The 20,761-nt window shown below is 52.1% G+C and carries 18 protein-coding genes and 1 tRNA gene; 11 read left to right on the top strand and 8 right to left on the bottom strand.

Annotation, left to right across the window (positions count from 1 at the left end; all coding sequences use genetic code 11):
- Positions 1-73 precede the first annotated feature (73 nt).
- Both FHS90_RS09925 and FHS90_RS09920 read left to right on the top strand, forming a co-directional pair.
- The gene (locus FHS90_RS09925; protein ID WP_182512937.1) at positions 74-1,168 is read left to right on the top strand and encodes a BamA/TamA family outer membrane protein; all 1,095 of its coding nucleotides are present in this window, start codon (positions 74-76) and stop codon (positions 1,166-1,168) included.
- 284 nt (positions 1,169-1,452) lie between these two features.
- Positions 1,453-2,526 carry a BamA/TamA family outer membrane protein gene (locus tag FHS90_RS09920; RefSeq protein ID WP_182512936.1) on the top strand — a complete coding sequence of 358 codons (1,074 nt, stop codon included), beginning with the start codon at positions 1,453-1,455 and terminating at the stop codon, positions 2,524-2,526.
- Positions 2,527-2,987: 461 nt separating this feature from the next.
- On the opposite strand, the gene FHS90_RS09915 is transcribed toward FHS90_RS09920, so the two are convergent.
- The 3 genes from FHS90_RS09915 to FHS90_RS09905 form a co-directional block, all read right to left on the bottom strand.
- Positions 2,988-3,060 (bottom strand) — tRNA-Thr (locus tag FHS90_RS09915).
- Between the two features lie 131 nt (positions 3,061-3,191).
- Positions 3,192-5,474: a DUF349 domain-containing protein gene (locus FHS90_RS09910; protein ID WP_182512935.1), complete on the bottom strand. Its 2,283-nt coding sequence runs from the start codon at positions 5,472-5,474 to the stop codon at positions 3,192-3,194.
- Between the two features lie 24 nt (positions 5,475-5,498).
- Positions 5,499-6,053 (bottom strand): YqgE/AlgH family protein, encoded by a 555-nt coding sequence (locus tag FHS90_RS09905; protein ID WP_066835525.1) that lies wholly within the window; start codon positions 6,051-6,053, stop codon positions 5,499-5,501.
- 207 nt (positions 6,054-6,260) lie between these two features.
- Between FHS90_RS09905 and pdxH the strand changes: the two genes are divergently transcribed.
- The 3 genes from pdxH to FHS90_RS09890 are packed head-to-tail and all read left to right on the top strand — an operon-like array spanning position 6,261 to position 8,794.
- Entirely contained in the window at positions 6,261-6,914 is a 654-nt protein-coding gene (gene pdxH / locus FHS90_RS09900; protein WP_182512934.1) for a pyridoxamine 5'-phosphate oxidase, read from the top strand.
- A 46-nt stretch (positions 6,915-6,960) separates the two neighbouring features.
- Positions 6,961-8,238: a DUF1015 domain-containing protein gene (locus FHS90_RS09895; RefSeq protein ID WP_182512933.1), complete on the top strand. Its 1,278-nt coding sequence runs from the start codon at positions 6,961-6,963 to the stop codon at positions 8,236-8,238.
- The gene (locus tag FHS90_RS09890; protein WP_182512932.1) at positions 8,225-8,794 is read left to right on the top strand and encodes a Maf family nucleotide pyrophosphatase; all 570 of its coding nucleotides are present in this window, start codon (positions 8,225-8,227) and stop codon (positions 8,792-8,794) included. The genes FHS90_RS09895 and FHS90_RS09890 overlap by 14 nt, the downstream gene beginning before the upstream one ends.
- A 447-nt stretch (positions 8,795-9,241) precedes the next feature.
- Here FHS90_RS09890 and FHS90_RS09885 read toward each other — a convergent pair whose 3' ends face one another.
- The 4 genes from FHS90_RS09885 to sdaAB form a co-directional block, all read right to left on the bottom strand.
- Positions 9,242-10,240: an NAD(P)H-dependent glycerol-3-phosphate dehydrogenase gene (locus FHS90_RS09885; RefSeq protein WP_182512931.1), complete on the bottom strand. Its 999-nt coding sequence runs from the start codon at positions 10,238-10,240 to the stop codon at positions 9,242-9,244.
- Positions 10,241-10,243: 3 nt separating this feature from the next.
- Entirely contained in the window at positions 10,244-11,629 is a 1,386-nt protein-coding gene (locus FHS90_RS09880) for an efflux RND transporter periplasmic adaptor subunit (RefSeq protein ID WP_182512930.1), read from the bottom strand.
- Positions 11,630-11,636: 7 nt separating this feature from the next.
- A complete protein-coding gene (locus FHS90_RS09875; protein ID WP_182512929.1) occupies positions 11,637-13,031 on the bottom strand; it encodes a TolC family protein in 1,395 nt (464 codons plus the stop codon).
- A gap of 63 nt (positions 13,032-13,094) precedes the next feature.
- A complete protein-coding gene (gene sdaAB / locus FHS90_RS09870; RefSeq protein ID WP_182512928.1) occupies positions 13,095-13,775 on the bottom strand; it encodes an L-serine ammonia-lyase, iron-sulfur-dependent subunit beta in 681 nt (226 codons plus the stop codon).
- Between the two features lie 249 nt (positions 13,776-14,024).
- Here sdaAB and FHS90_RS09865 point away from each other — a divergent pair, with 249 nt between their 5' ends.
- The 3 genes from FHS90_RS09865 to FHS90_RS09855 all read left to right on the top strand — a co-directional run bounded on the left by FHS90_RS09865 (position 14,025) and on the right by FHS90_RS09855 (position 17,174).
- The gene (locus FHS90_RS09865; protein WP_343049650.1) at positions 14,025-14,963 is read left to right on the top strand and encodes a tryptophan 2,3-dioxygenase family protein; all 939 of its coding nucleotides are present in this window, start codon (positions 14,025-14,027) and stop codon (positions 14,961-14,963) included.
- A gap of 192 nt (positions 14,964-15,155) precedes the next feature.
- A complete protein-coding gene (locus FHS90_RS09860; protein WP_182512926.1) occupies positions 15,156-16,733 on the top strand; it encodes an NAD(P)/FAD-dependent oxidoreductase in 1,578 nt (525 codons plus the stop codon).
- Between the two features lie 81 nt (positions 16,734-16,814).
- Positions 16,815-17,174, top strand: coding sequence for a CoA-binding protein (locus FHS90_RS09855; protein WP_066835514.1), 360 nt, complete (start codon positions 16,815-16,817; stop codon positions 17,172-17,174).
- Between the two features lie 201 nt (positions 17,175-17,375).
- Here FHS90_RS09855 and FHS90_RS09850 read toward each other — a convergent pair whose 3' ends face one another.
- Positions 17,376-17,771 carry a rhodanese-like domain-containing protein gene (locus FHS90_RS09850; RefSeq protein WP_182512925.1) on the bottom strand — a complete coding sequence of 132 codons (396 nt, stop codon included), beginning with the start codon at positions 17,769-17,771 and terminating at the stop codon, positions 17,376-17,378.
- A 389-nt stretch (positions 17,772-18,160) separates the two neighbouring features.
- Between FHS90_RS09850 and FHS90_RS09845 the strand changes: the two genes are divergently transcribed.
- From FHS90_RS09845 to FHS90_RS09835, 3 genes are read left to right on the top strand one after another with little or no spacing between them, the layout of a single operon-like run.
- Positions 18,161-18,700 carry an RNA polymerase sigma factor gene (locus FHS90_RS09845; RefSeq protein ID WP_066839224.1) on the top strand — a complete coding sequence of 180 codons (540 nt, stop codon included), beginning with the start codon at positions 18,161-18,163 and terminating at the stop codon, positions 18,698-18,700.
- 22 nt (positions 18,701-18,722) lie between these two features.
- Positions 18,723-19,592: a hypothetical protein gene (locus FHS90_RS09840; RefSeq protein WP_182512924.1), complete on the top strand. Its 870-nt coding sequence runs from the start codon at positions 18,723-18,725 to the stop codon at positions 19,590-19,592.
- A gap of 12 nt (positions 19,593-19,604) precedes the next feature.
- Positions 19,605-20,705 (top strand): porin family protein, encoded by a 1,101-nt coding sequence (locus tag FHS90_RS09835; RefSeq protein WP_182512923.1) that lies wholly within the window; start codon positions 19,605-19,607, stop codon positions 20,703-20,705.
- Positions 20,706-20,761: the final 56 nt, after the last annotated feature.

Genomic DNA, 20,761 nt, shown 5'->3' with positions numbered 1-20,761 from the left:
AAAATTTCAATATGTTCGGCGCGGCCGACCCCATACAAGGAATGTTTGCACACTACTACTTAGCCCCAGCGGAATGAGAACTTTAGTACTTTCACTTTTTCTGGCGGGTTCTTTTTCTGCCGCTTTTGCCCAGATTCCAGACCAACCGCCCGCAGATTCACTGGCTAAGCGGCAGACGCGGTTTAACATTTACCCCGTGGCCTATTACACCCCAGAAACCCAATTTGCGTTCGGGACCAAAATCATCCACGTCCGGAAACCCAAGGGAAGCTATGATACAGACCGCCCTTCCACGTTTTCGCCTACGCTGGTGTACACCACCAGAAAACAGATATTAACCGCCTTCACCACTGACATCTGGCGCAAACACAACAGGCTGCACTTTCAGGGCGTGGTGGAGTACAATGACTACCCGTACTTCTTCTTCGGGGTGGGCAATGATACCCCGGAAGAGGCTAAGGAAGCCTATACCAGCCGCACCGTGAATGTGTCTGCGCAGCTGGAGCGGCGTATTTTTGACATGGTCTACCTGGGCGCCCGCTATGAGTTCAAGTATGAGACCCTGCCCAAAGTGGCGCCAGAGGGGCAGCTGGCCCGGCAGGAGATCTTAGGGAGCGAGGGGTTCACCGCCTCAGGGGTTGGGCCCATGCTCTTGATTGACAGCCGGAACAATATTTTCACCCCTTCCAGAGGGCATTACCACCAGCTGTCTGTTGTTTACTTTCCCAAATTCCTGGGCAGCGAGACCAATTTCTCCCGCTACAAGTTTGACCTCCGGAAATATTTTTCAGGAATTGGACCGGGCGTGCTGGCCGTGCAGGGAATGGCTACGTTCACCCACGGAGACACCCCTTTTCAGTTTCTGTCGCCAATTGGCGGCGTGAACGTGATGCGCGGACTTTTAGAAGGGCGCTTTAGAGATGAAGATGCGCTGGTGGCGCAGGTTGACTACCGGTTCCCGCTCTTCTGGAAAATTGGCGGCGCCGTCTTTGGCGGCGCTGGTCAGGTAAACCAGCGGCTGGACAAGTCCAGGTTCAGTGATTTTCATACGGCTGGCGGCGGCGGCCTGCGGTATAAACTGAACAATGAAGGCATGGTGGTGCGCGGTGACGTGGCGTTCTCTCAGGAAGGAATGTATCTGTACTTTGCTTTCTCAGAGGCTTTTTAAGGACTAATTTACTCGGGTACAGCAATTATGCCAGCTGAATATGTGCTGGTTTTAAAAAGCCAGTCACATAACCCGCGTTCTGTTTTCGGGCCGTTTTTGGGAAAACAGCCCGAAAACAGAAAATGGAGTTGCTACCTTTGGTGACAATTCTAACTGTAGACCTTACCAGAATGACCGCCGTGGAAATTCTTGCCTTCTCCTGCCCTTCCTGCTTTGCAAAAAAGTTGCAGTCACTCCTAAAATGGCAGTGGGGTCTGGCTGCCAAAATAATATTGGGCTGTGCAATGGGAATAAGTAGTTCCTTTCTGGCGGGGGCTCAACCCGCGGCAGGCGCGGCCCCAGACTCAGTGACTGCAGAAACCAAACGCAAGCTGACCATTTTCCCCGTGGCCTCTTATTCCCCAGAGACTAGTTTTTCATTTGGGGCAAAGGGGATTTATGTCATCCGGCCTGCCGGAAGTTATGTCCGGGACCGCCCCACCTCCTACTCGCTTACCTTCTTCTATACACTAAAGCAGCAGATTATCTCCAGCCTGCGCGCCGACATCTGGCAGAACCACAACCGTGACCACTGGCAGGGAACGGCAAATTTTAATGACTACCCTTATGTGTTCTTCGGGATTGGGAACAAAGCCCCAGAAAGCGCAGAGGAAAACTACACCAGTCTGTCCTGGGATGGCTTTGTACAGTATGAGCGCCGTGTTTCACCAAAAATCTATGTGGGGGGACGCTATGACTTCAGGCATGAAGAATTAACTGAAACAGAAGCCAGTGGCATGCTGGCCGCGGGCGTTATAGAAGGCAGCACCGGCACCCGTGCCTCCGGCCTTGGCCCCACCCTCAGCTATGATACCCGTAACCATCTGTACACCCCCCGCAAGGGAGCGTATCATCAAGCCAGCGTGCAGGCCTTTGGGAAAGCTCTGGGGGGAAGCACTTCCTTTAACAGGTACACCCTGGATTTCAGGAAGTATTTTCCGGCCCCGGGCAGGGCGGTGGTGGCCGTACAGGCGCAGTTTACCGCCACCTCTGGAAAGGTGCCGTTTCAATACCTTGCCGCCATTGGCGGAAGCACATTGTTGCGGGGGTATTTAAATGCCCGCTACCGGGACCGCCACGCGGAGGTGTTTCAGGCAGAATACCGGTTGCCCCTCTTCTGGCGGATTGGGGTAGTGGCCTTTGCCGCCGCCGGCAAAGTAGCCCCAGACTTCTCTCAACTGGTCCCCACCAGCCTTCACCCGGCGGGTGGACTGGGAGTACGCTACCGGTTGAATGATGAGGGGATCAACCTGCGCGTAGACGCTGCCCTCTCTAAGTCAATGCCCGCTGTGTACTTTAGCCTGTACGAAGCCTTCTAGAGCTACTCTGTGTTATATAATAAAGGTGTACCTCCTCTCTCCAGATTCTCCAAAAGAAGCCTTCCGCTAGCAAGGTAGCGGGGATAAGAATAAGGGAAAGCCAGAAACACTGGAATGGTGTTACCGCGCGCAGCAGATGAAGCAGTGGCAGGCAGAGAAGTATTCCTATTTTCTTTCTGCGCCAGGGTGTAAGCCTCCCCCGCACGTTTAAGGCACACAGTAGGGAGCTAATAGTTAATGCCTATGCACTCGCTAGAAAAAGCAGCAGAACCCACGCGGCACTTCCTGGAGTACCGGAAACCTTATGTCACCAGAACAAAAGGGGGCAAAGAAAGAAGCAGGAGCCGTTGACACTTCTTCATAGAAAGTCTTGAGGTGCGTTTTTGGCCTGTTTTTCAGAAAACAGGCCAAAAACAGCAGATAACAAAAAAGGCTTCAACAGATGTTGAAGCCTTTTTATGAGCCCCCTGCCGGGATCGAACCAGCGACCTACTGATTACAAGTCAGTTGCTCTACCAGCTGAGCTAAGGAGGCGTTTCGCTTTCAGAACTGTGATCGTTGCTGAAAGCGATACAAAAGTAGTAGTCTGTTTTCTATTTGCAAATACCTCCCAAACTTTTTTTTGAAGGTTTTGGGCAACAGACTGAAAGTCAACTTGAAAAATTTTACTGCGCCCGCAACGCCTTCAGTTGGCGCTTCAGTTGCTGGATGCGCTCATTGGCATCATCAATCTTTGACTGGTACTCCTCGCGCAGTTTTTCTGCGTTCTTGGAGCGGGCAAAGAATTCAATGTTGGTCTTGAGCGTAGAGATATCATTCTCCAGCATAATAATGTCGCGGCGCAGGTGTTGCTCTTTCTGGTACAGCTTGTGGTCAGCGTCTGGGCTGGATTTCAGCTGCTGCAGTTGCAGTTTGAACAGGGTCTGCTCCTTCTGCTCAGGCGTCAGCTCCGGAACTTTGTCCAGGTACTTGGCCAGCAGTTGCTGGAAACGGTCTTCCTGCTTGCCATTGCGCTTGCCGTCACTTCCCAGGCTGTCCCAGTCCTGCCTGACCTGGTTAAACCCGTCTAAATGGCCCACAAAGGTAGGGTCAGCCACCTGGGTAGCCAGCTGCTCCAGAAACTCCTGCTTCTGCGAAGAAAGCTGGTTCTGCTTGCTCTCCTGGTTTTTGGCCTCTGCGTGCAGACGGTCAAAGAACGTATTACACGCGTTTCTGAAACGGTTCCAGATTTTGTCTGAGTACTTGTCTGGCACGCGGCCAATGGTTTTCCATTTCTTCTGCAGCTGGATCAGCTTCTCTTTGGTGCTGTCCCACTCCTCAGACTCCTGCAGGGCTTCCGCTTCCTCACAAAGGGCTACTTTTTGACGGTAGTTGCCCATCTTCTCCTCATCCAGCGCCTTGAAGAAGCTGTTTTTATTGTGGAAGAACGCTTTGTAGCTGCTCCAGAAGGCTTTGTTGACCTCTTCGGCATTTTCTTTAGGCACCAGGCCGGCCGCATCCCAACGCTCTTTCAGCTGCTGGATCTGGTCTGTTTTGTCGCGCCAGTCATTGATGCGCTCGTTTTTGAAGTGCTGGAACTGCTCAATCTCCTGCAACAGCGCACGTTTCTTCTCCAGGTTGGCGGTTTCTTCAGTGCGGCGAGCCTCAAAAAAAGTCTTCTTGCGGTTGTGCACCTGCTCAGACGCCTGTATAAAGCGGTTCCAGATCTGGTCACGCACGTCATTGGGCACAGGGCCAATATGCTTCCATTCGTCATGCAGGTGACGGAGTTCCTGCAAGGCTTTGTTGATGTTCTGCTCGTTTGCCAGCGCCTCTGCCCGTTCTACCAATTGGGTTTTGGCATCAAGGTTTTTCTTGCGGTCCAGCTCTTTCAGTTCAAAAAAGATGCTGCGGTTGTTGTAGTACATGTCCAGCAGCGCATGGTATGAGTTCCAGAGCTGCTGTGCCTCCGCGTTGGGAACCGGGCCTATGGCTTTCCACTCGGCCTGAAGTTCTTTGATGGCATTGCCGCTGGTCTGGGTCTCTGAACCCTCTACAAATGCTCTCAGACGCTCCAGCAGGTCCTGCTTCTTCTGCAGGTTGCTGATTTTCTGCTCCTCTTCCTGGCGCTGCTCTCTGAAACGGGCTTCCCGGAAGCGTTGCATGGCCTGCTCCACTTCTTTGTGCTCCTGCGGGGCGTGGTACTCAAAATCGTCTTCTTCGCCACCGTCGGCTACAAAGCGTTTCAAGGCCTCTGCCCGCTCCAGCTGGAAGTGCTGGTCATAAACCTTGTATAGCTCTGCTACTGCTTTGCCCGCTTTGCGCGGCTGGCCTTCCCTGGTCAAGGTCAGGATCCGTTTCCTGATTTCCTCCCCGGAAAGGCTGGTGATGTCTTCCTCCTGCGCATGCAGGTCCTCCTCCTCCTCCTCTTCATGCTCCGCCCCGGGGGCGGAACCTGCCGGAGCGTTGGCGGCGGGCGCCACGGGAATGCCTGCCACCGGGGTGTTAGGGGCATTGGCGTGGGCTACCGGCGTGACCGGTTCAGCTTCTGTCTGATTTTCTTCTATGGGCGCTTCTGAGGCAGCAGGCAGGGGAATGTTCTCAACCGGAGTGGCCTCCTCTTCTGCGGCGGCTGGTTCGCTTACCGGTGCCCCGGTTGGCTCTGCCGCTGCCGGTTCTGTGACTGGCTCCTCAGAGGTTAGCACCGCTGACTGGGTTTGATCAGGCTGCACCACTGGAGCCGCCGTTTCTTCAGGCTGGGCGGCTGGCGCCGAAGCTTCAGGAGCCGGTTCTTCTACGGCTGCAACCGGGCTGGCCGCCGGCTCTGCCGGAGCAGACGGGGACTGGTTGCGGGAATTTATTTCGGCCAAACGCTCCTCCAGAATGCGGCGCTGCTCCTGAGCGCGGTCTTGGGCGGTTTGATCTTCCGTTTTGTCGTTCTGCTGATTTTCCGGGTTCTGGTTCATCATACACGGGTGGCTTGCGCCGTTGGGTTAGTTTAAACTTGGGTCTGCCGGGTAGTTGGAATACATTTTGTATTTCCCGCCCATCTCTTTCAAGATGTCGCGCCACAAGCTATCTATATTCAAAGTAAGCAATTTATTTGCAGCATTGTTATTTACAAACCAAACATTTTTCTGTACCTCTTCTTCCAACTGGCCGGGGCTCCACCCGGAGTACCCAACAAAGAACCTGATCTCGTCTTCTTTGACCAGCCCCTGGTTGAGCCAGCGGGTCAGTTCCTCAAAGTCACCGCCCCAGTACAGGTCACTGGCAATGGGTTGGGCATCTGTTAAATGGGGCAGGCGGTGAATGTAGTGCAGGGTGTTGGGCTGCATGGGGCCTCCCACGGCCAGCGCCATGTCAAACACGTCTCCGTTCACCTCTACCACGTCAGACAGCTGCAGGTTGGAGACACGGTTCAACACCAGCCCCACGGTGCCTTCTTTATCATGCTGGCAGATCACGATCACACTCCTCTCAAAGTTGGGGTCCCCCAGGAAAGGCTCTGAAATCAGGATACTGCCGTTCTTTATCGCTTTAGCCATATTGCAAGGGTCTAGTTTTCTGTGGTCAATGTCTTCTATACGTACTAAAAAGGGGCACATATGGTTTGAGCAATCCCTTTCTCTGCACTTAATTAACGTATAAATACCCAATTGCAGTATCCTGAATTCTTCCTGCACGCCTCTGTCACAACTTTGTGTTTAAATATATTCCCTACTTTTGGAGATACAAACCATTGTTCTACTTCTATGTCATCACCACTGTCGCTTGCTGATATAAGAATCAATTATTCGCTGAAAGTGCTTACCCCGGAGGCGGTGGCCCACAGCCCGCTGGAACAGTTCAACACCTGGATGCAGGAGGCGCTTTCGGCCAAGGCCGATGAAGCCACCGCCATGACACTGAGCACGGCAGATGCCCAGGGAAAACCCTCTGCCCGGGTGGTGTTGCTGAAAGAAGTCACTGCGCAGGGTTTTGTGTTCTACACGAATTATGAAAGCCGAAAGGGAAACCAGCTGGCCCAAAACCCTTATGCCGCCCTTACTTTTTTCTGGCCGGTGCTGGAGCGCCAGGTGCGCATTGAGGGAACGGTGCAGCGGGTAGACGGTGAGACCTCAGACACCTACTTCCAGAGCCGCCCGCGCGGCAGCCAGATTGGGGCCTGGTCATCGCCGCAGAGCCAGCCCATTGCGGACAGGAACGTTCTGGAGGAACTGGAGAAAGAAAATACCCGCAAGTTTGCTGACCAGGACCCGCTGCCGCGCCCACCGCATTGGGGCGGTTACGTAGTGGTGCCGGAGCGGGTGGAGTTTTGGCAGGGCCGGCCCAACCGTCTGCATGACCGGCTGGTGTATGAGCCCAATGCGAAGGGTGGCTGGAGTCTGCAGCGCCTGGCCCCTTGAGGTGCGTTTTTGGCCTCTTTTTCTAAAAACAGCTTAAAAACAGCCCATGGCAGAAATATTACCTGTGAAAGGGTTCAGGTACAACCCCCGGTTACCGTTCAGCATTGATGCCCTTACGTCTCCCCTCTTTGACGTGGTGTCTCTGAAACAGCGGCAGGCATTGTACCGGAACTCCTACAACAGCATCCATTTGTCTGTGCCCCCCGGCCCAGACCCCGCACAAAGCGCCCGCCGCACCGCTGAACATTGGAAACGCGCTGGAATTCTGCTGCAGGACCCGCTGCCGGGCATCTACGTGTACTACCAGTACTTTAGACTGCCCGGCTCAGACCGCGAGTACTGCCGTAAAGGCTTTCTATGCCACATCAAAGCCTATGCGTGGGAAGAGCAGGTTATCCTTCGGCATGAGAACACCATTCCGGCGGCGGTCAATGACCGTATTGAGCTGCTGGAGCAGACACAGATGCACACCAGCGCCACCCACGGCCTCTACACAGATGACAATCATATTCTGGAGCGGTTCATGGATGAAAGCATCACTTCGCCCATTTATGAGTCAGAAGATTATCAGGGCGTGCGGGATGTGCTCTCGGTGATTCATGACGCGCAGGTGATTCAGCGGTTTGTAGACCATGTGAAAGACCAGAAAATCATTCTCGCAGATGGGCACCACCGCTATGAGGGTTCCCTCGCTTACCGGCAGAAAATGCTGGCGCAGCACCCCGCTGCCACCGGTGACGAGCCCTTCAATTACCACCTCATGTACCTGACCAATGCGGCCGCAGATGATTTGCGTATTCTGCCCACGCACAGATTGCTGGAGAAACTCCCGCTGGCACCAGACGTTTTTATTGCAAAGCTGCAGGAGTTCTTCACCGTTACCCCCATTGATGAAGCCTATGACCTGAATGAGGTGATCACCGGCAAAAAATGGGCCATTGGCATTTACCTGCGCGGCGAGGCGTATAAAGTCAGGCTAAAGCCGGAAGTGCATGACCAGCTGGCCTGGCCGCTCCCACCCGAAGTGAAGACGCTGGACCTGACGGTGATGCACTACTTCCTTTTGGAGCGTGTACTGGGCATCTCTGCCGAAGAGCAACGCCAGTACCCCGGCCTGTCTTACGTGCGCAGCTTCGCCGAATGTCTGTCTAAAGTAGATGCTGGCCAAGCCACTGTGGCTTTGATTACCAATGAGGTGAAGATGGAGGAAGTGCAGCGCGTCTGCCTTTCTGGTGCAGTCATGCCTCAAAAGTCAACGTTCTTTTACCCTAAGGTGATCTGTGGTTACCTGTTTAGCTCCATACAAGAAGATGAATTTTACTAAAACCTACATCCTCGCCTCCAATTCACCCCGCCGCAAAGAGCTGCTCACCAATTTGGGGCTGCCGTTCCAGACGCGGGTAAAGGAAGTGGATGAGAATTTTCCGCCGGATCTGGTGCGGGCCGAGGTGGCCGAGTATCTAGCCGCCCATAAAGCCAGCGCCTACCGTCAAGACCTGCAGCCTGAGGAGGTCCTCATCACCGCCGACACCATTGTGTGTCTGGATGAGAAAGTGCTGAACAAGCCCCTGAGCCACGCTGAAGCCACCCGCATGCTCACGCACCTCTCCGGCCGCAGCCATGAGGTGTACACCGGCGTCTGCCTGATGAGCCTGGAGAAGAGCGTGGTTTTCTCTGACGTGACCACCGTCCATTTCAGAGACCTCACCCGTGACGAGATTGATTTTTACATCAACCAATATACCCCTTTTGACAAAGCAGGGAGCTACGGCGCCCAGGACTGGTTGGGCATGGTAGGCATTGAACGCATAGAAGGCTCCTACTTTAACGTAATGGGGCTGCCTGTGCACCGGTTGTATGAGGAGCTGCAAACCTTTTAAGCCGCAGTTTGCTTGCAGAGCCTTTTCCCAAACTGTGGAGAAAAGCTGTCTTTGGGGTAATCTGGCCAGGCCGCTGTTTTAGGGCTACTTTTCTAAAAACAGGCCGAAAACAGAAATTTCAGAGAACCGGTTTTGGTAAGTAAAAGGGATGAAAAACTAAAACTACAGCCCACAAGTTGTTTTGCTCCTGCCAGAAACTCTTTAAGGTTTGCCAGCGCAACCGGCCTCAATGAGGTTCTGGCAGGTGCCTGGGCGGAGCAGCAACGTTGGTGGGTGAAGTAACCAGGAAGGCAGCGCCTGATACGTCTCTATGCCGCCTGCAAGACAGATTATTTTCTTGTTTTGAGTTTCCTGTTTTGGGGCTGTTTTGGCAAAAACAGCCCCAAAACAGGAAAAGCCGCCTTCATGAAAGGGCGGCTTTTTCTGTGGCAGGCAGGCGGGAGTAGCCTACTTGAACTGGTCCTTTAGAATGTCTATTTCAACCCCCGGGCCAACTCCTTCATACAAAATGCGGTACACGGCAGAGACAATGGGCATCTCCACATTTAGGCGTTTGTTGAGCTCATGAATACTTTGCACCGCGTAATAGCCTTCTGCCACCATGTTCATTTCAAATTGGGCAGATTTAACGGTGTAGCCCCGGCCAATCATGTTCCCGAAGGTGCGGTTCCGGCTAAACTGTGAATAAGCGGTCACCAGCAGATCTCCCAGATACGCACTGCCGGTGAGTTTACGGGGCAGCGGCATAATGGCGTGCAGGAAGCGTTCAATCTCTTCCATGGCATTGGAGACCATCACTGCCTGAAAGTTATCCCCGTAGTTCAGGCCGTGGGCAATGCCGCAGGCCAGCGCAATAATATTCTTCAGGACGGCACAGTACTCCACCCCGTCAATGTCATCTAACGGGTTGGCCTTCACGTAGCGGTTTCTTAGCAGCTGGCAGAACGCCTCTGCCCGGTCAATGTCATGTGAGCCAATGGTAAGGTAAGACTGCTTCTCCAGCGCCACTTCCTCTGCGTGGCACGGGCCGGCAATGACACACTGGTGTTCGGCGGGTACGCCGAAATGGTTTTTCAGAAAATCTGTGATGAGCACGTTTTGGCCGGGAATCATGCCTTTTACCGCTGATACCAAGGTTTTGCCTTGAAAGGCCTCTGCCGACAGCAGCGAAAGCGCCTGTTGGATAAAAGCGGCCGGAACCGCAACAATCACCCAGTCGGCCTCCTGTATGGTGGCCTGGATGTTGTTAGAAGGCAAGACGTAGTTCAGGTCAAACTTGACACCGCTGATGTACCGCGGGTTATGGCCAAACTGCTGCAGGTGCTGCACATCTTCTGTGTTCCGAAGCCACCAACGCACCTCTGCTTTGTTTTCAGACAGGATCTTCACCAAAGCGGTGGCCCAACTGCCACCGCCCAGTACTGCTATTTTCGTTTTTTCTTGCAAACCTTATTCTTCTTCAGACGAATCTTCTTTTGTATCAGCCCCAAGTGACTTTTCATCTTTCACGGTGACCTTAGCCCCGTCTTTCAGTTGTTTTGACACGGCTCTGAAAGGTCCGGAAACTACTTCCTGACCGGCTTTTACCCCTGAAAGGATTTCAATGTTGTCAAAGTCACTGATGCCAGTTTTTACTTTCACCATGGTGACTTTGCCTTTCTCATGCACAAAGACTACTTCATCTGGCCTGTCTTCGGCCCTTACCGGTTTGTCTTCGGCGCCGGCATTGTTCTCTTTCTCTGGTCCACCCGCTTTTTCGCCGGCTTTTTCTTTGGCTCTGGTAGTAACCGCCGCCAAAGGTACTGAAAGTACGTTTGTTTTCTGATCAGTGATGATGTCAACAGAGGCGGTCATGCCCGGGCGGAACGGGGAGCGGCCATTTTTCTGGAGCAAATCCTGATAAGATTCATTGATCAGCCTGATTCTGACTTCAAACTCGGTTACAGCCTCCAGGGTGGCGGCGTCTTTGGCGGTGTTGGCAATAGAGGTTACTACGCCTTTGAATTTGCGGTTGGAGTTGGTGTAGGAGTCTACCTCTACAATGGCAGAGTCATTTAGGTGCACCCGTACAATGTCATTCTCATTCACGTTCACCCGCACCTCCATGTTGCTTAGGTTGGCAATGCGCATGATCTCGGTACCCGCCATCTGGGAGGTACCCACCACACGCTCCCCTTTCTCTACATTCAGTTTTGAGACGGTGCCGCTTACCGGGGCGTAGATGGTGGTTTTCTCCAGGTTTCTTCTGGATTCCTCCAGTGAGGCGCTGGCGCTGCGCACGGTTGATTCGGCAGCCCTGATGGCTTGTCTGGCCGCATCTACCTCTGCTTTGTTCGCCTCATACTGTGCTTTGGCGGCATCAAACTCAGAACGGGAAATCACCTTCTGCTCAAACAGCTTCTGGTTACGCTCAAAAGACTGCCTGATGTTTCTGCTGTTGGCCAAGGCCTGGTCTAACCGGGCCCGTGCCTGGGCCAGGTTGGCCCGCTGGGTGTTTACAGAGGCAGACTGCATTTCTACCATTGCCTGGTAGTTGTCAGGCCTGATGCGGAGCAGCAGCTGCCCTGCTTTCACTGAATCGCCTTCCTTTACATAGAGTTCAGTGATTTCACCAGACACGTCTGGGCTGATTTTTACCTCAATCTCCGGCTGAATTTTACCGGAGGCGCTTACTTTCTCTACAATGGTGGTGGGTTTAGCTTTGGCTACAGCCACTTCAATGCCTTCTTCTTTCCCAATCCAGCCGTTCTTTTTCGCCACTAATAAGAATACCAACAGCAGCACTACCAGGCCACCCAGAATGTAGATTAGTTTATTTGATTTACGCTTCGCCATAATAGGGTTAAAGTGTGATGGTTTTGCCTTGGTAAAAATCTAAAATCTTTAATTTAAACGTGTAGTCGTATTTTGCCTGGATTATGTCTGACTGAGCTTTGACAAGGTTGTTTCTGGCAACGTTAAAATCTACATTGTTGATGAGCCCATTATTAAGGCGAATCTCTGCATTTTTATAAGCTTGTTCAAAAGCTTCCAGTTGTTTTCTTGCAGCTACAAAACGCTTTTGCGCCCCTACAGCATCAGTGTAGGCTTGGGCAATGGTTTGTTTCAATTCGTTCTTGGCAATGTCTGAGGAGATTTCGGCATTTCTTAACCCAATCTTAGACAGCTGCACGTTGTTTCTCACCCTAAACCCGTTGAAAATTGGAACATTCAGATTGATCCCAATAAACTGGCCTACGTTGTCTTGTAACTGGTCAAAGTATGGGTACTTAACTTCATTCTGCTGTGGGCTGTACAGAATCAATTCCTGGCTCATGGCCGGGTCAATAAAACCAATAGGCCGCCCAACTGTGGTATTCCCGAAGGAAATCAGAGAATTTCCACTAGAGTAACGGGTGCTTACACTTCCAACCAAACTCAAACTGGGGTAATAGGCTCCTCTGGCAATCTCAATATTTCTAGTCGCACTTTGAATCCTGAGCCTGGTCCTTAGTATTTCTGGCATCCTGTCTGAGGCGGTAGCATACACATCCTCAGCGTTGAACCCTATAACTGATTGATCTGGATTAGGGATCTCTGGCACCACAATAGAAAAATTGGCAGGGTTGGCGTTCGTTAGATTTAATAATTGGATAAGACGCAGTTCTGCCAGTTCAATGTTGTTTTGCGCATTAATGATATTTAATTCATCACTAGCAATTTGCGCGTTAAGGTCTAACACATTGCTTTCAGGAACGCTTCCAGCCCTGAACAGCTTTTCAGTTCGTTCTAACTGGCTTTGGGTAAGGGTTAAACGCTCTTGGTTGGTTTTAAGGATTTCCTGATTGAGCAAGACATTCATGTAAGCGGTTACCACATTGAGGGTAACATCATTCTTCACTTTCTGCTGGTCTAACTGACTCGCCTGGTATTCTAATCTGTTCCTTTTAATAGTGTTATGCGTCTGTAAACCACTAAATAGATTGACAGAACCATTCACACCAACATTGCCAGACCATATCTGAGTGTTTTGTATCTGATTTCTAACAGGATCCAGGAAGAAACCATTATTAAACCCATGAGAGGCGCTGCCATTGACGGTGGGAAGTTGATTAGCTCTTGACTGGTTTACGTCAATAGCCGCTTGCTCCACTGAAAGCCCAGACTGAATGATTTGCAGGTTATTTTTAACCGCATGGTCTACACACTGTTGCAGAGACCAAACTGTTTCTGAGCCAGTAGTGGTTTGGGCGCTCATGAAAGTGCTTGCACCCAGTACCAATCCCAAAGTGGCTAGTACAGAAGAAGAGAAACGTCGCATTTATAAGTCAATATTAGGGATATAGATCACGTTTTTGACCCAGCTCAACTGCCTGATGTATTCCAGTGAGATGGGGCGCAACCCTGAGTCCATTTCAATGAACTGGCGGGCTAAGTCATGGCGGCCTTTCCTGGACACGTTCATGGTGGCAATATTGCAGTCATCATGCGCTATCACATTGGCAATGAAGGCAATGCTGCCTGTCACATCATCTGCGTCAATGATGAGCGTGTGCAGGTTGGCCGAAAAATTGGAGGGGAAGCCGTCTACTTCCACTATACTAATGACACCGCCGCCCCTGCTTTGCCCCACTACCTCAGCCATGCGCCCATCTGCCGCTGTTAAATTCAGCTTAATGGTATTAGGGTGCATGGTAGAGGCATTCCCTACTGACTTAAAGCTATACTTTAGGCCTCGCTCCTTTGCATGTTCAAACGCCTCCTTAATGCGGGTGTCGTCGGTTTTAAAATCCAGCAGGCCCGCTATGATGGCCCGGTCACTCCCGTGCCCTTCATAGGTGCGGGCAAAAGAGTTGTAAAAGGTCACCGTGGCCTCTACTGGCAACGCTCCCAAAATTCTGATGGCGGCGCGGGCTATCCTCACCACCCCTGCCGTGTGCGAACTGGAGGGGCCTATCATCACAGGGCCTATCATATCAAATATACTGCTCTTCTCAGCCATGGTCTCTCATATACTTCCGGCGTCAAAGTTAAAGATATTGTGGAGCTATAAAAGCCTCTGGTGTTCCTGGGTGGTGCCTTTTCTGCTGCAAGATGCGGTTCCCCAATAAAAGGTTGCCTCTGAGCAGGAACAAAGCGGCAATGTCACCAAATACAAGAACTTTTACTTTCTTTGTCGCAGGTTCAAAAGGTTTCTTACAAAGTATTCAGAAAATAATATATGCCAGAGCACAAGTTTTCCCCCCAGGTTTTGGATTTGTTAGATCGTCTGCAGCAGAAGTACAACCCCCTGGGGCAAGATTTGGCCGGTTATCTGGAGGGCCTGCTCTATTCTGACTTCCTGAATTATTGGGACTATATTCACCTGGATACCCTTTTGAGCCTGCAAACGCCCCGCACCAAGATCCCTGATGAAGAGATTTTCATCATGTACCACCAGATCACCGAGCTTTATTTCAAGCTTTGCCTGCATGAGTACCAGCAGTTAGGCAATGACCCGGCCCCCACGGTGAACAAGGTAATTCAGCGGGTGGGACGCATTAACCGCTATTTTGAAAACCTGATTGCCTCCTTTGATGTGATGGTAGACGGCATGGACCAGCGGGAGTTCCTCAAATTCAGGATGGCGCTCATGCCGGCCAGCGGCTTCCAGTCTGTGCAGTACCGCATGATTGAAATCTGCTCTACTGATCTGCGCAACCTCACAGACAAGGCCAAGCGCCAGGCACTGGGCCAGCAGAGCACCCAGGAGGAGCTTTTTGGCTGCATTTACTGGAAAGAAGGCGCCACAGAGGCGGCCACCGGCGCCAAAACCCTCACGCTGTTACAGTTTGAGGAAAAATATTCTGACCAGCTGATCCAGCATGCCCGGGAGTACCAGCACAAGAACCTGTGGTTTATAGTGAAGCAACTGCCCCAGGAAGATCAGCAGAATGAGAAACTGATTGCCCACTTAAAGGAGCTGGACAGTAATGTCAACGTGAACTGGCCGCTCATGCACTACAAGTCGGCGGTGCGGTACCTGCACCGGAACCCAGATGATATTGCCGCCACCGGCGGAACCAACTGGCAGAAATACCTTCCGCCCCGCTTTCAGAAACGCATCTTCTACCCGGAGATCTGGACCCAGCAGGAAATAGACAACTGGGGCAAAGGCTGGGTGAATGATATTGTGGGCGAAGTAGATTAAGTACCAGGCCTAAGACTTTTCCTTTCCCATCTCTTGCGGTTTTCTGTTTTTGGCCTGAAATCTGAAAAACAGGCCGAAAACGAATTTTCTTTCCCTGCTTTTGGTTACGGGGGAGTGCGTATCTTTGCAGCAGCAATTGCCGTCAACCCTAAAAGACAGCACCCTTTAAGGTTAACTACCTTACCCCGTACCATGAAAAAAGAACTTGATCTGGTCTTAGCGCCCCAGGTGGCCTTTGACCCTGCTCTACTGGAGCAGGAGCTCCTGCAGCAAGCTGGCCTGCCGGCCACCCATGCCTCTGCCTACATCCATAAAATTAAACGCTCCATTGACGCCCGCGGCCGCAAGGTACAGGTAAAGGTACGGGCTGATGTGTATGACCAGACCCCAGATCTTTCCTCTATCCTCCCCACGTACGTGTACCCTGAGGTAAAACCCAACGCCAAACGGGTGGTCATTGTGGGGGCCGGGTCAGCAGGCCTGTTTGCCGCGTTGCGGTGCCTGGAACTGGGCCTCAAACCTGTAATACTGGAACGTGGCAAAGATGTGCGCACCAGAAGGCGGGACCTGGCGGCCATCAACAAAGAGCACCTAGTCAATCCAGATTCTAATTACTGCTTTGGTGAAGGCGGCGCGGGCACCTATTCAGACGGAAAGCTCTATACCCGCTCCAAGAAACGGGGCGATGTGCAGCGGGTGCTCCAAATCCTGGTGCAGCACGGGGCCACGCCCGATATTCTTTTTGATGCCCATCCCCATATTGGCACCAATAAGCTGCCGGTCTTGATTGCGCAGATACGGGAAACCATCTTACAGGCGGGCGGTGAGATTCATTTTAACACGCGGGTTACTGATTTCCTGGTGGAGAACCAGCAGATTAAAGCCGCAGTGACCGCCAGCGGGGCTGTCTTTGACGGTGAGGCGGTGATTCTGGCTACCGGGCATTCGGCGCGGGATATTTATGAGCTGCTGCACAAGAAGGGTATTCTCATAGAAGCCAAGCCCTTTGCCATGGGCGTGCGGGTAGAGCATCAGCAGAGCCTGATTGACGGCATTCAATACCACTGTGACGGTGACCGCGGGAACTACCTGCCAGCAGCCTCTTACGCGTTGGTGCAACAGGTGGCGTGGCGGGGCCAGGAACGCGGGGTGTTTTCATTCTGCATGTGCCCCGGCGGCTTTATAGTGCCTTCGGCCACAGCCCCCGGCGAGGTGGTGGTGAACGGCATGTCCCCCAGTCGGCGCGATTCAAAGTTTGCGAACTCAGGGATAGTGGTGGCCATTAACCTGGAAGACATGGACCTGAAGCAGCATGGCGCACTGGCCGGTTTACGGCTGCAGCAGGCGCTGGAACAGAAAGCCTGCGCCGCAGCCGGAGGCACCCAGATGGCCCCGGCGCAACGCCTCCATGATTTTGTGAAAGGCAAGGTGTCGGCTTCGCTGCTGGAGACGTCTTACCAGCCCGGGCTGGCCAGTGTAGACATGCTGGAGGTGCTGCCGCCCATGATTGGCCAGCGCCTGAGAGGCGGTTTTCAGGAGTTTGGGAATAAGATGCGGGGCTACCTCACCAATGAGGCTCAGATTGTGGGGGTGGAAAGCCGCACCTCCTCCCCGGTCCGGATTCCCAGAGACAAGGAGACGTTGAGGCACCCGCAGATTCAGAACCTTTTTCCGTGCGCCGAGGGGGCCGGTTACGCCGGCGGTATTGTCTCAGCCGCCATGGACGGGGAGCGCTGCGCAGAACAGGTAGCGCTGCTGGTGCAGCGGTAGTCCTTTTCTCCATAAAATTACGTATACCGGTAACCAGATAGGGAGATATATTCCCTTTCGGATGACTTTAAAAGCAAACCTATGAAGAAGACCGTAGTTTTGGGTGCCTCAGACAACCCCAGCCGTTATAGCTATAAAGCCGTGCACCAGTTAAAGCGGAGCGGCCATGAAGTGGTGCCGGTGGGCATTAAGAAAGGAGAAGTAGCCGGCCTGGCCATTGAAACAGAGAAGCCTGAGGTGACGGGTGTAGATACGGTGACCCTGTATGTGGGGCCGCAAAACCAGCCCAGCTGGTATGACTATATCCTCTCCCTGCAGCCTAAGCGCATCATCTTTAACCCGGGCACTGAAAATTATGAGCTGGAAAAAAAAGCCCGTGAGCAGAATATTGAGACGCTGCACGCCTGTACGTTGATCATGCTTTCCGTAGGCAACTACTGAGCGTTGCCCCACAAGGCATGTATGAAGTTGTCTTTTGGGTAGCAGAGAGCCATAACCAATACCGGAACCCCCGCTTTTACCTGCTGGGCCCCGCTGCTCTACCGGGCAAACTATTCCAATTGATAACCGATCTTTAAACAACCGCCTCCTGTTTTTGGCCTGTTTTCTGAAAAACAGGCCAAAAACAGGAGGCGGTTGTTACTATAAAAAGGGGAGTAAATTCTTCTTGCTGGTTTTAAGGCCGGCCGCTTTTAAATCTTTATAGCCGCCCACGTTGTACACGTTTTTAAACCCTGCCTCCTGCATCATCTTCAAGGCCTGGCTGCTTCGGTTGCCGGTGGCGCAGTAGAGGTAGTAGGTCTGGTTCTTGTCCCAATTCTGGAACTCCTCCTGGAATTTTCCGCCGCGCCAATCAACGTTTTGTGCCTTCTTCAGGTGCCCCGCCTGAAATTCTTCAGGAGTTCTGACATCAATCACTCTCCCTTTCTCTTTGCTGGTCATTTCTTTGAACTCAGCGGGGGTAAGGGCAACGGGTTTGTCTTGCACGCTGGAGGAGAGCAAGGAGAACTGCAGGCAAAGGACAAGGAGAAGTTTCATAATGTTAAATTTATTTAAGGTATAAATACAGCTATAGAATAACAGATGCTTGTAATTATAAGGCTTCTACCTGCCAGATAGTTCAGGTTGAGCACATATATAAGCAGAGAGCCCCTGCGTTTCTGAGCTATATTTCACAAATCAGCGCAAAAGTAATAAAACTCCCCGCCATCTTTCTCCCCCTTGGCAACAAGAGCAGCCCCATTAAAGGTGATGTATGGGTTTATACGCTCCTAATAATTGTCATTTGTTGTTCCTCTGCTATAGAATGCTTCCGCATCCTTTTATCTTTACCTGAAAATATTTTTAAACCTCAGGCAACCCAGAAGCAAGGTGGCGCATCTACCCTTTAAACAAACCCTACATTATCGTTTAAACTTTTACAACCCGTGGACGAGATAGAACTGGTAAAAGCACTGCAGAAAGGCGATGCCAAAGCCCAGCGATTCTTATATGAACGCTTCGCCGGTCCCATGATGGGGGTTTGCGTGCGTTACCTTAAGAACGAGATGGATGCCGAGGAGGTCTTGATAAACGGGTTCATGAAAGTGTACCAGCATGTTGACAGGTTTGAGCAGAAAGGAAGCTTTGAAGGCTGGGTTCGCCGCATCATGGTCAATGAAGCCCTGCAGCACCTCCGCAAACAGGAGCCCATGCACCTGGCCATTGAGAAAGAGCAGTACCACCTGGCCTCAGAAGACGCCACCCCAGACAGTGACATGTCAGCAGAGGAGATGATGGAGATGTTGCATGGCCTGCCAGCGGGGTACCGGGCGGTTTTCAACCTGTACGCCATTGAAGGCTATTCGCACAAGGAGATTGCAGAGATGCTTCAAATCTCAGAGGGAACCTCCAAGTCTCAGTTAAGCAAAGCCCGGGCCATGCTACAACGCATGCTGGCCCAACAGGGAGTAATGATTGTTATCTAACCATACCAGAACAGACAAAGACATGAGCGCCGAAGATTTAGATAAACTTTTCAGAGACAAACTGCACAACCGGCCCGTTGCCCCCAGCAATGAAGCCTGGGAGCGCCTGCAGGCTGGTATGCGTATGCAGCCAGCCGCCCCGCAAATGGAGCGCAAGCCGCTAACCATGTGGTATTACTCAGCGGCCGCAGCGGTCACCCTGCTGCTGGGGGCTGGGTTCTGGGTTGCCAGGGATGAAGTGAGCCCGCTGCAGCCCAACGCTACCGTTGCCACCGTACAGAAGCCTGCCGCCGCCACTCCTACCCCTTCTGAGGAGGCGTATCCGGCTGCCGGGCTGCAGCAGCAGCAGCAGCAGACGGCCGCTGCGGCAGAGGTGCCTGCAGATTTTTCCGGGTCTGCCTCTGTGGGAAAAGCACAGAACAGCCAGCATCTGGCCACCGTCACAGAAAAAGAAAAAAAATACAGCCCTCAGGCAACCGCAGAAAAGAGTCCTGCATCTATCATTTCAAAAGGGACTAAAACCACAACGAAAATGCCCCGCACTACTTTCACCCCTGATGCCCCAGCCGACGCAATGGCCAGTGCGCAGCCCAAAGCCTCAGTGACTGAAAGTGCTACTGAACCTAAGGCGGAGACCTTGGAAATCATTGTGAAACTGGACAACAACCAGCACAGCGCAGTGGCCATGGCTCCAGCAGAAGAGGCCGCCGCCTCTCCCTCAGAGTCAGCGCGAGCAGGTACCGGCAAAGTGCTCAAAGGCATCTTCAAACAGGTGAAAAACCTGCGTGATGGGGAGAAAGTCAACCTGGCTGAACTAGGTATCTCCAAGCACACATTTGCTCTTGAGACCAATATTGGTCACAAGAAAATCTCAAAGACAATAGAACTTTAAAATCCAACTGTGATGAAACGTTTACTAACGCTGCTTTCAGCCATCATGATGGCTGCCGCAATCGCCTTGCCTTCTATGGCCACTTCCAATCATCTTTCAGGCGCTGCAATGCCAGATACGCTGATTCTTAAACTCAAGAACAACGCCCGCGTGCTGGTGGTGGTGAATGATCTGAAAGATTTGAAAAGTATAAAAGGCCAGAGCCTTGACTCCCTGGTGGGGCTGCTGGAAAAACACACCACTGAGATAGAAAGGGCCGGACAGGCCGCCAGTGACTCTGCCGTAACCATTACCGTTTCTACAGAGAAAGACGGTTCTAATACAGAGCAGGTCAACATTACCATAGCCCAGAACGGGAAGAACGGCAAGCAGGTCATCACCAAGACCATCAGGAATGTGAAGATTGATGTGGAGAAAGACGAGGAGAACAACAAAACCTCCATCAAAATCAATTCGGCAGATGATGACGATCATGACGACGACGATGACAAGCCCCGCAACCGGAAGAAGGAATTTGATTTTCAGGTGGACCTGGGCCTGGACAGCTGGATGAACAAGAAAACCCTGGCCTCCACGGGGGTTGACAAAATCAGTCTGAAACCCCTGGGCTCCCGTTACATCAGCCTGAACGCCAAATGGAACTACAGATTGGGCGGCGAGAGAAGCCCACTGCGCCTGAACACCGGGTTCGGGTTTGAATTCCACAACTTCATGTTTGATGACAACCTGCAGATGGCCAACAACGGCAGTGAGATTGTCTTCACAGATGACGTAGCCCTGGAGAAAAGCAAGCTTGCCACCACTTCCGTCACCGTACCGCTGGAGCTGGGCCTGAACTTTAAAAACAGCCGCGGCAAAACCAACTTCAAAATTGGCGGGGGCGGATTTGTAGGCTACCTGTTGGAAGGGAAAACCAAAGTGGTTCAAAATTCTGCCACCTACAAAGTGAAAGAAGACTTCCACATGAATGAGTTCCAGTACGGCCTCTCTGGATATGTGGGCGTGAGAAGTCTGGAGTTCTTTGTGAAATACAACCTGAACGAGATGTTTGAAGACAACAAAGGGCCCCAGGCCAATGCCATCGCGTTTGGCGTAAGAATCCTGAAACTGTAATTGGTAAGGGAACAAACAAAAAAAGGGAGCTGTGGCAGCTCCCTTTTTTTGTTGCC

Origin of the sequence: Rufibacter ruber (assembly GCF_014138425.1) — a bacterium.
GTDB lineage: Bacteria > Bacteroidota > Bacteroidia > Cytophagales > Hymenobacteraceae > Nibribacter > Nibribacter ruber_C.
This window is presented reverse-complemented; position numbering and strand designations above follow the sequence as displayed.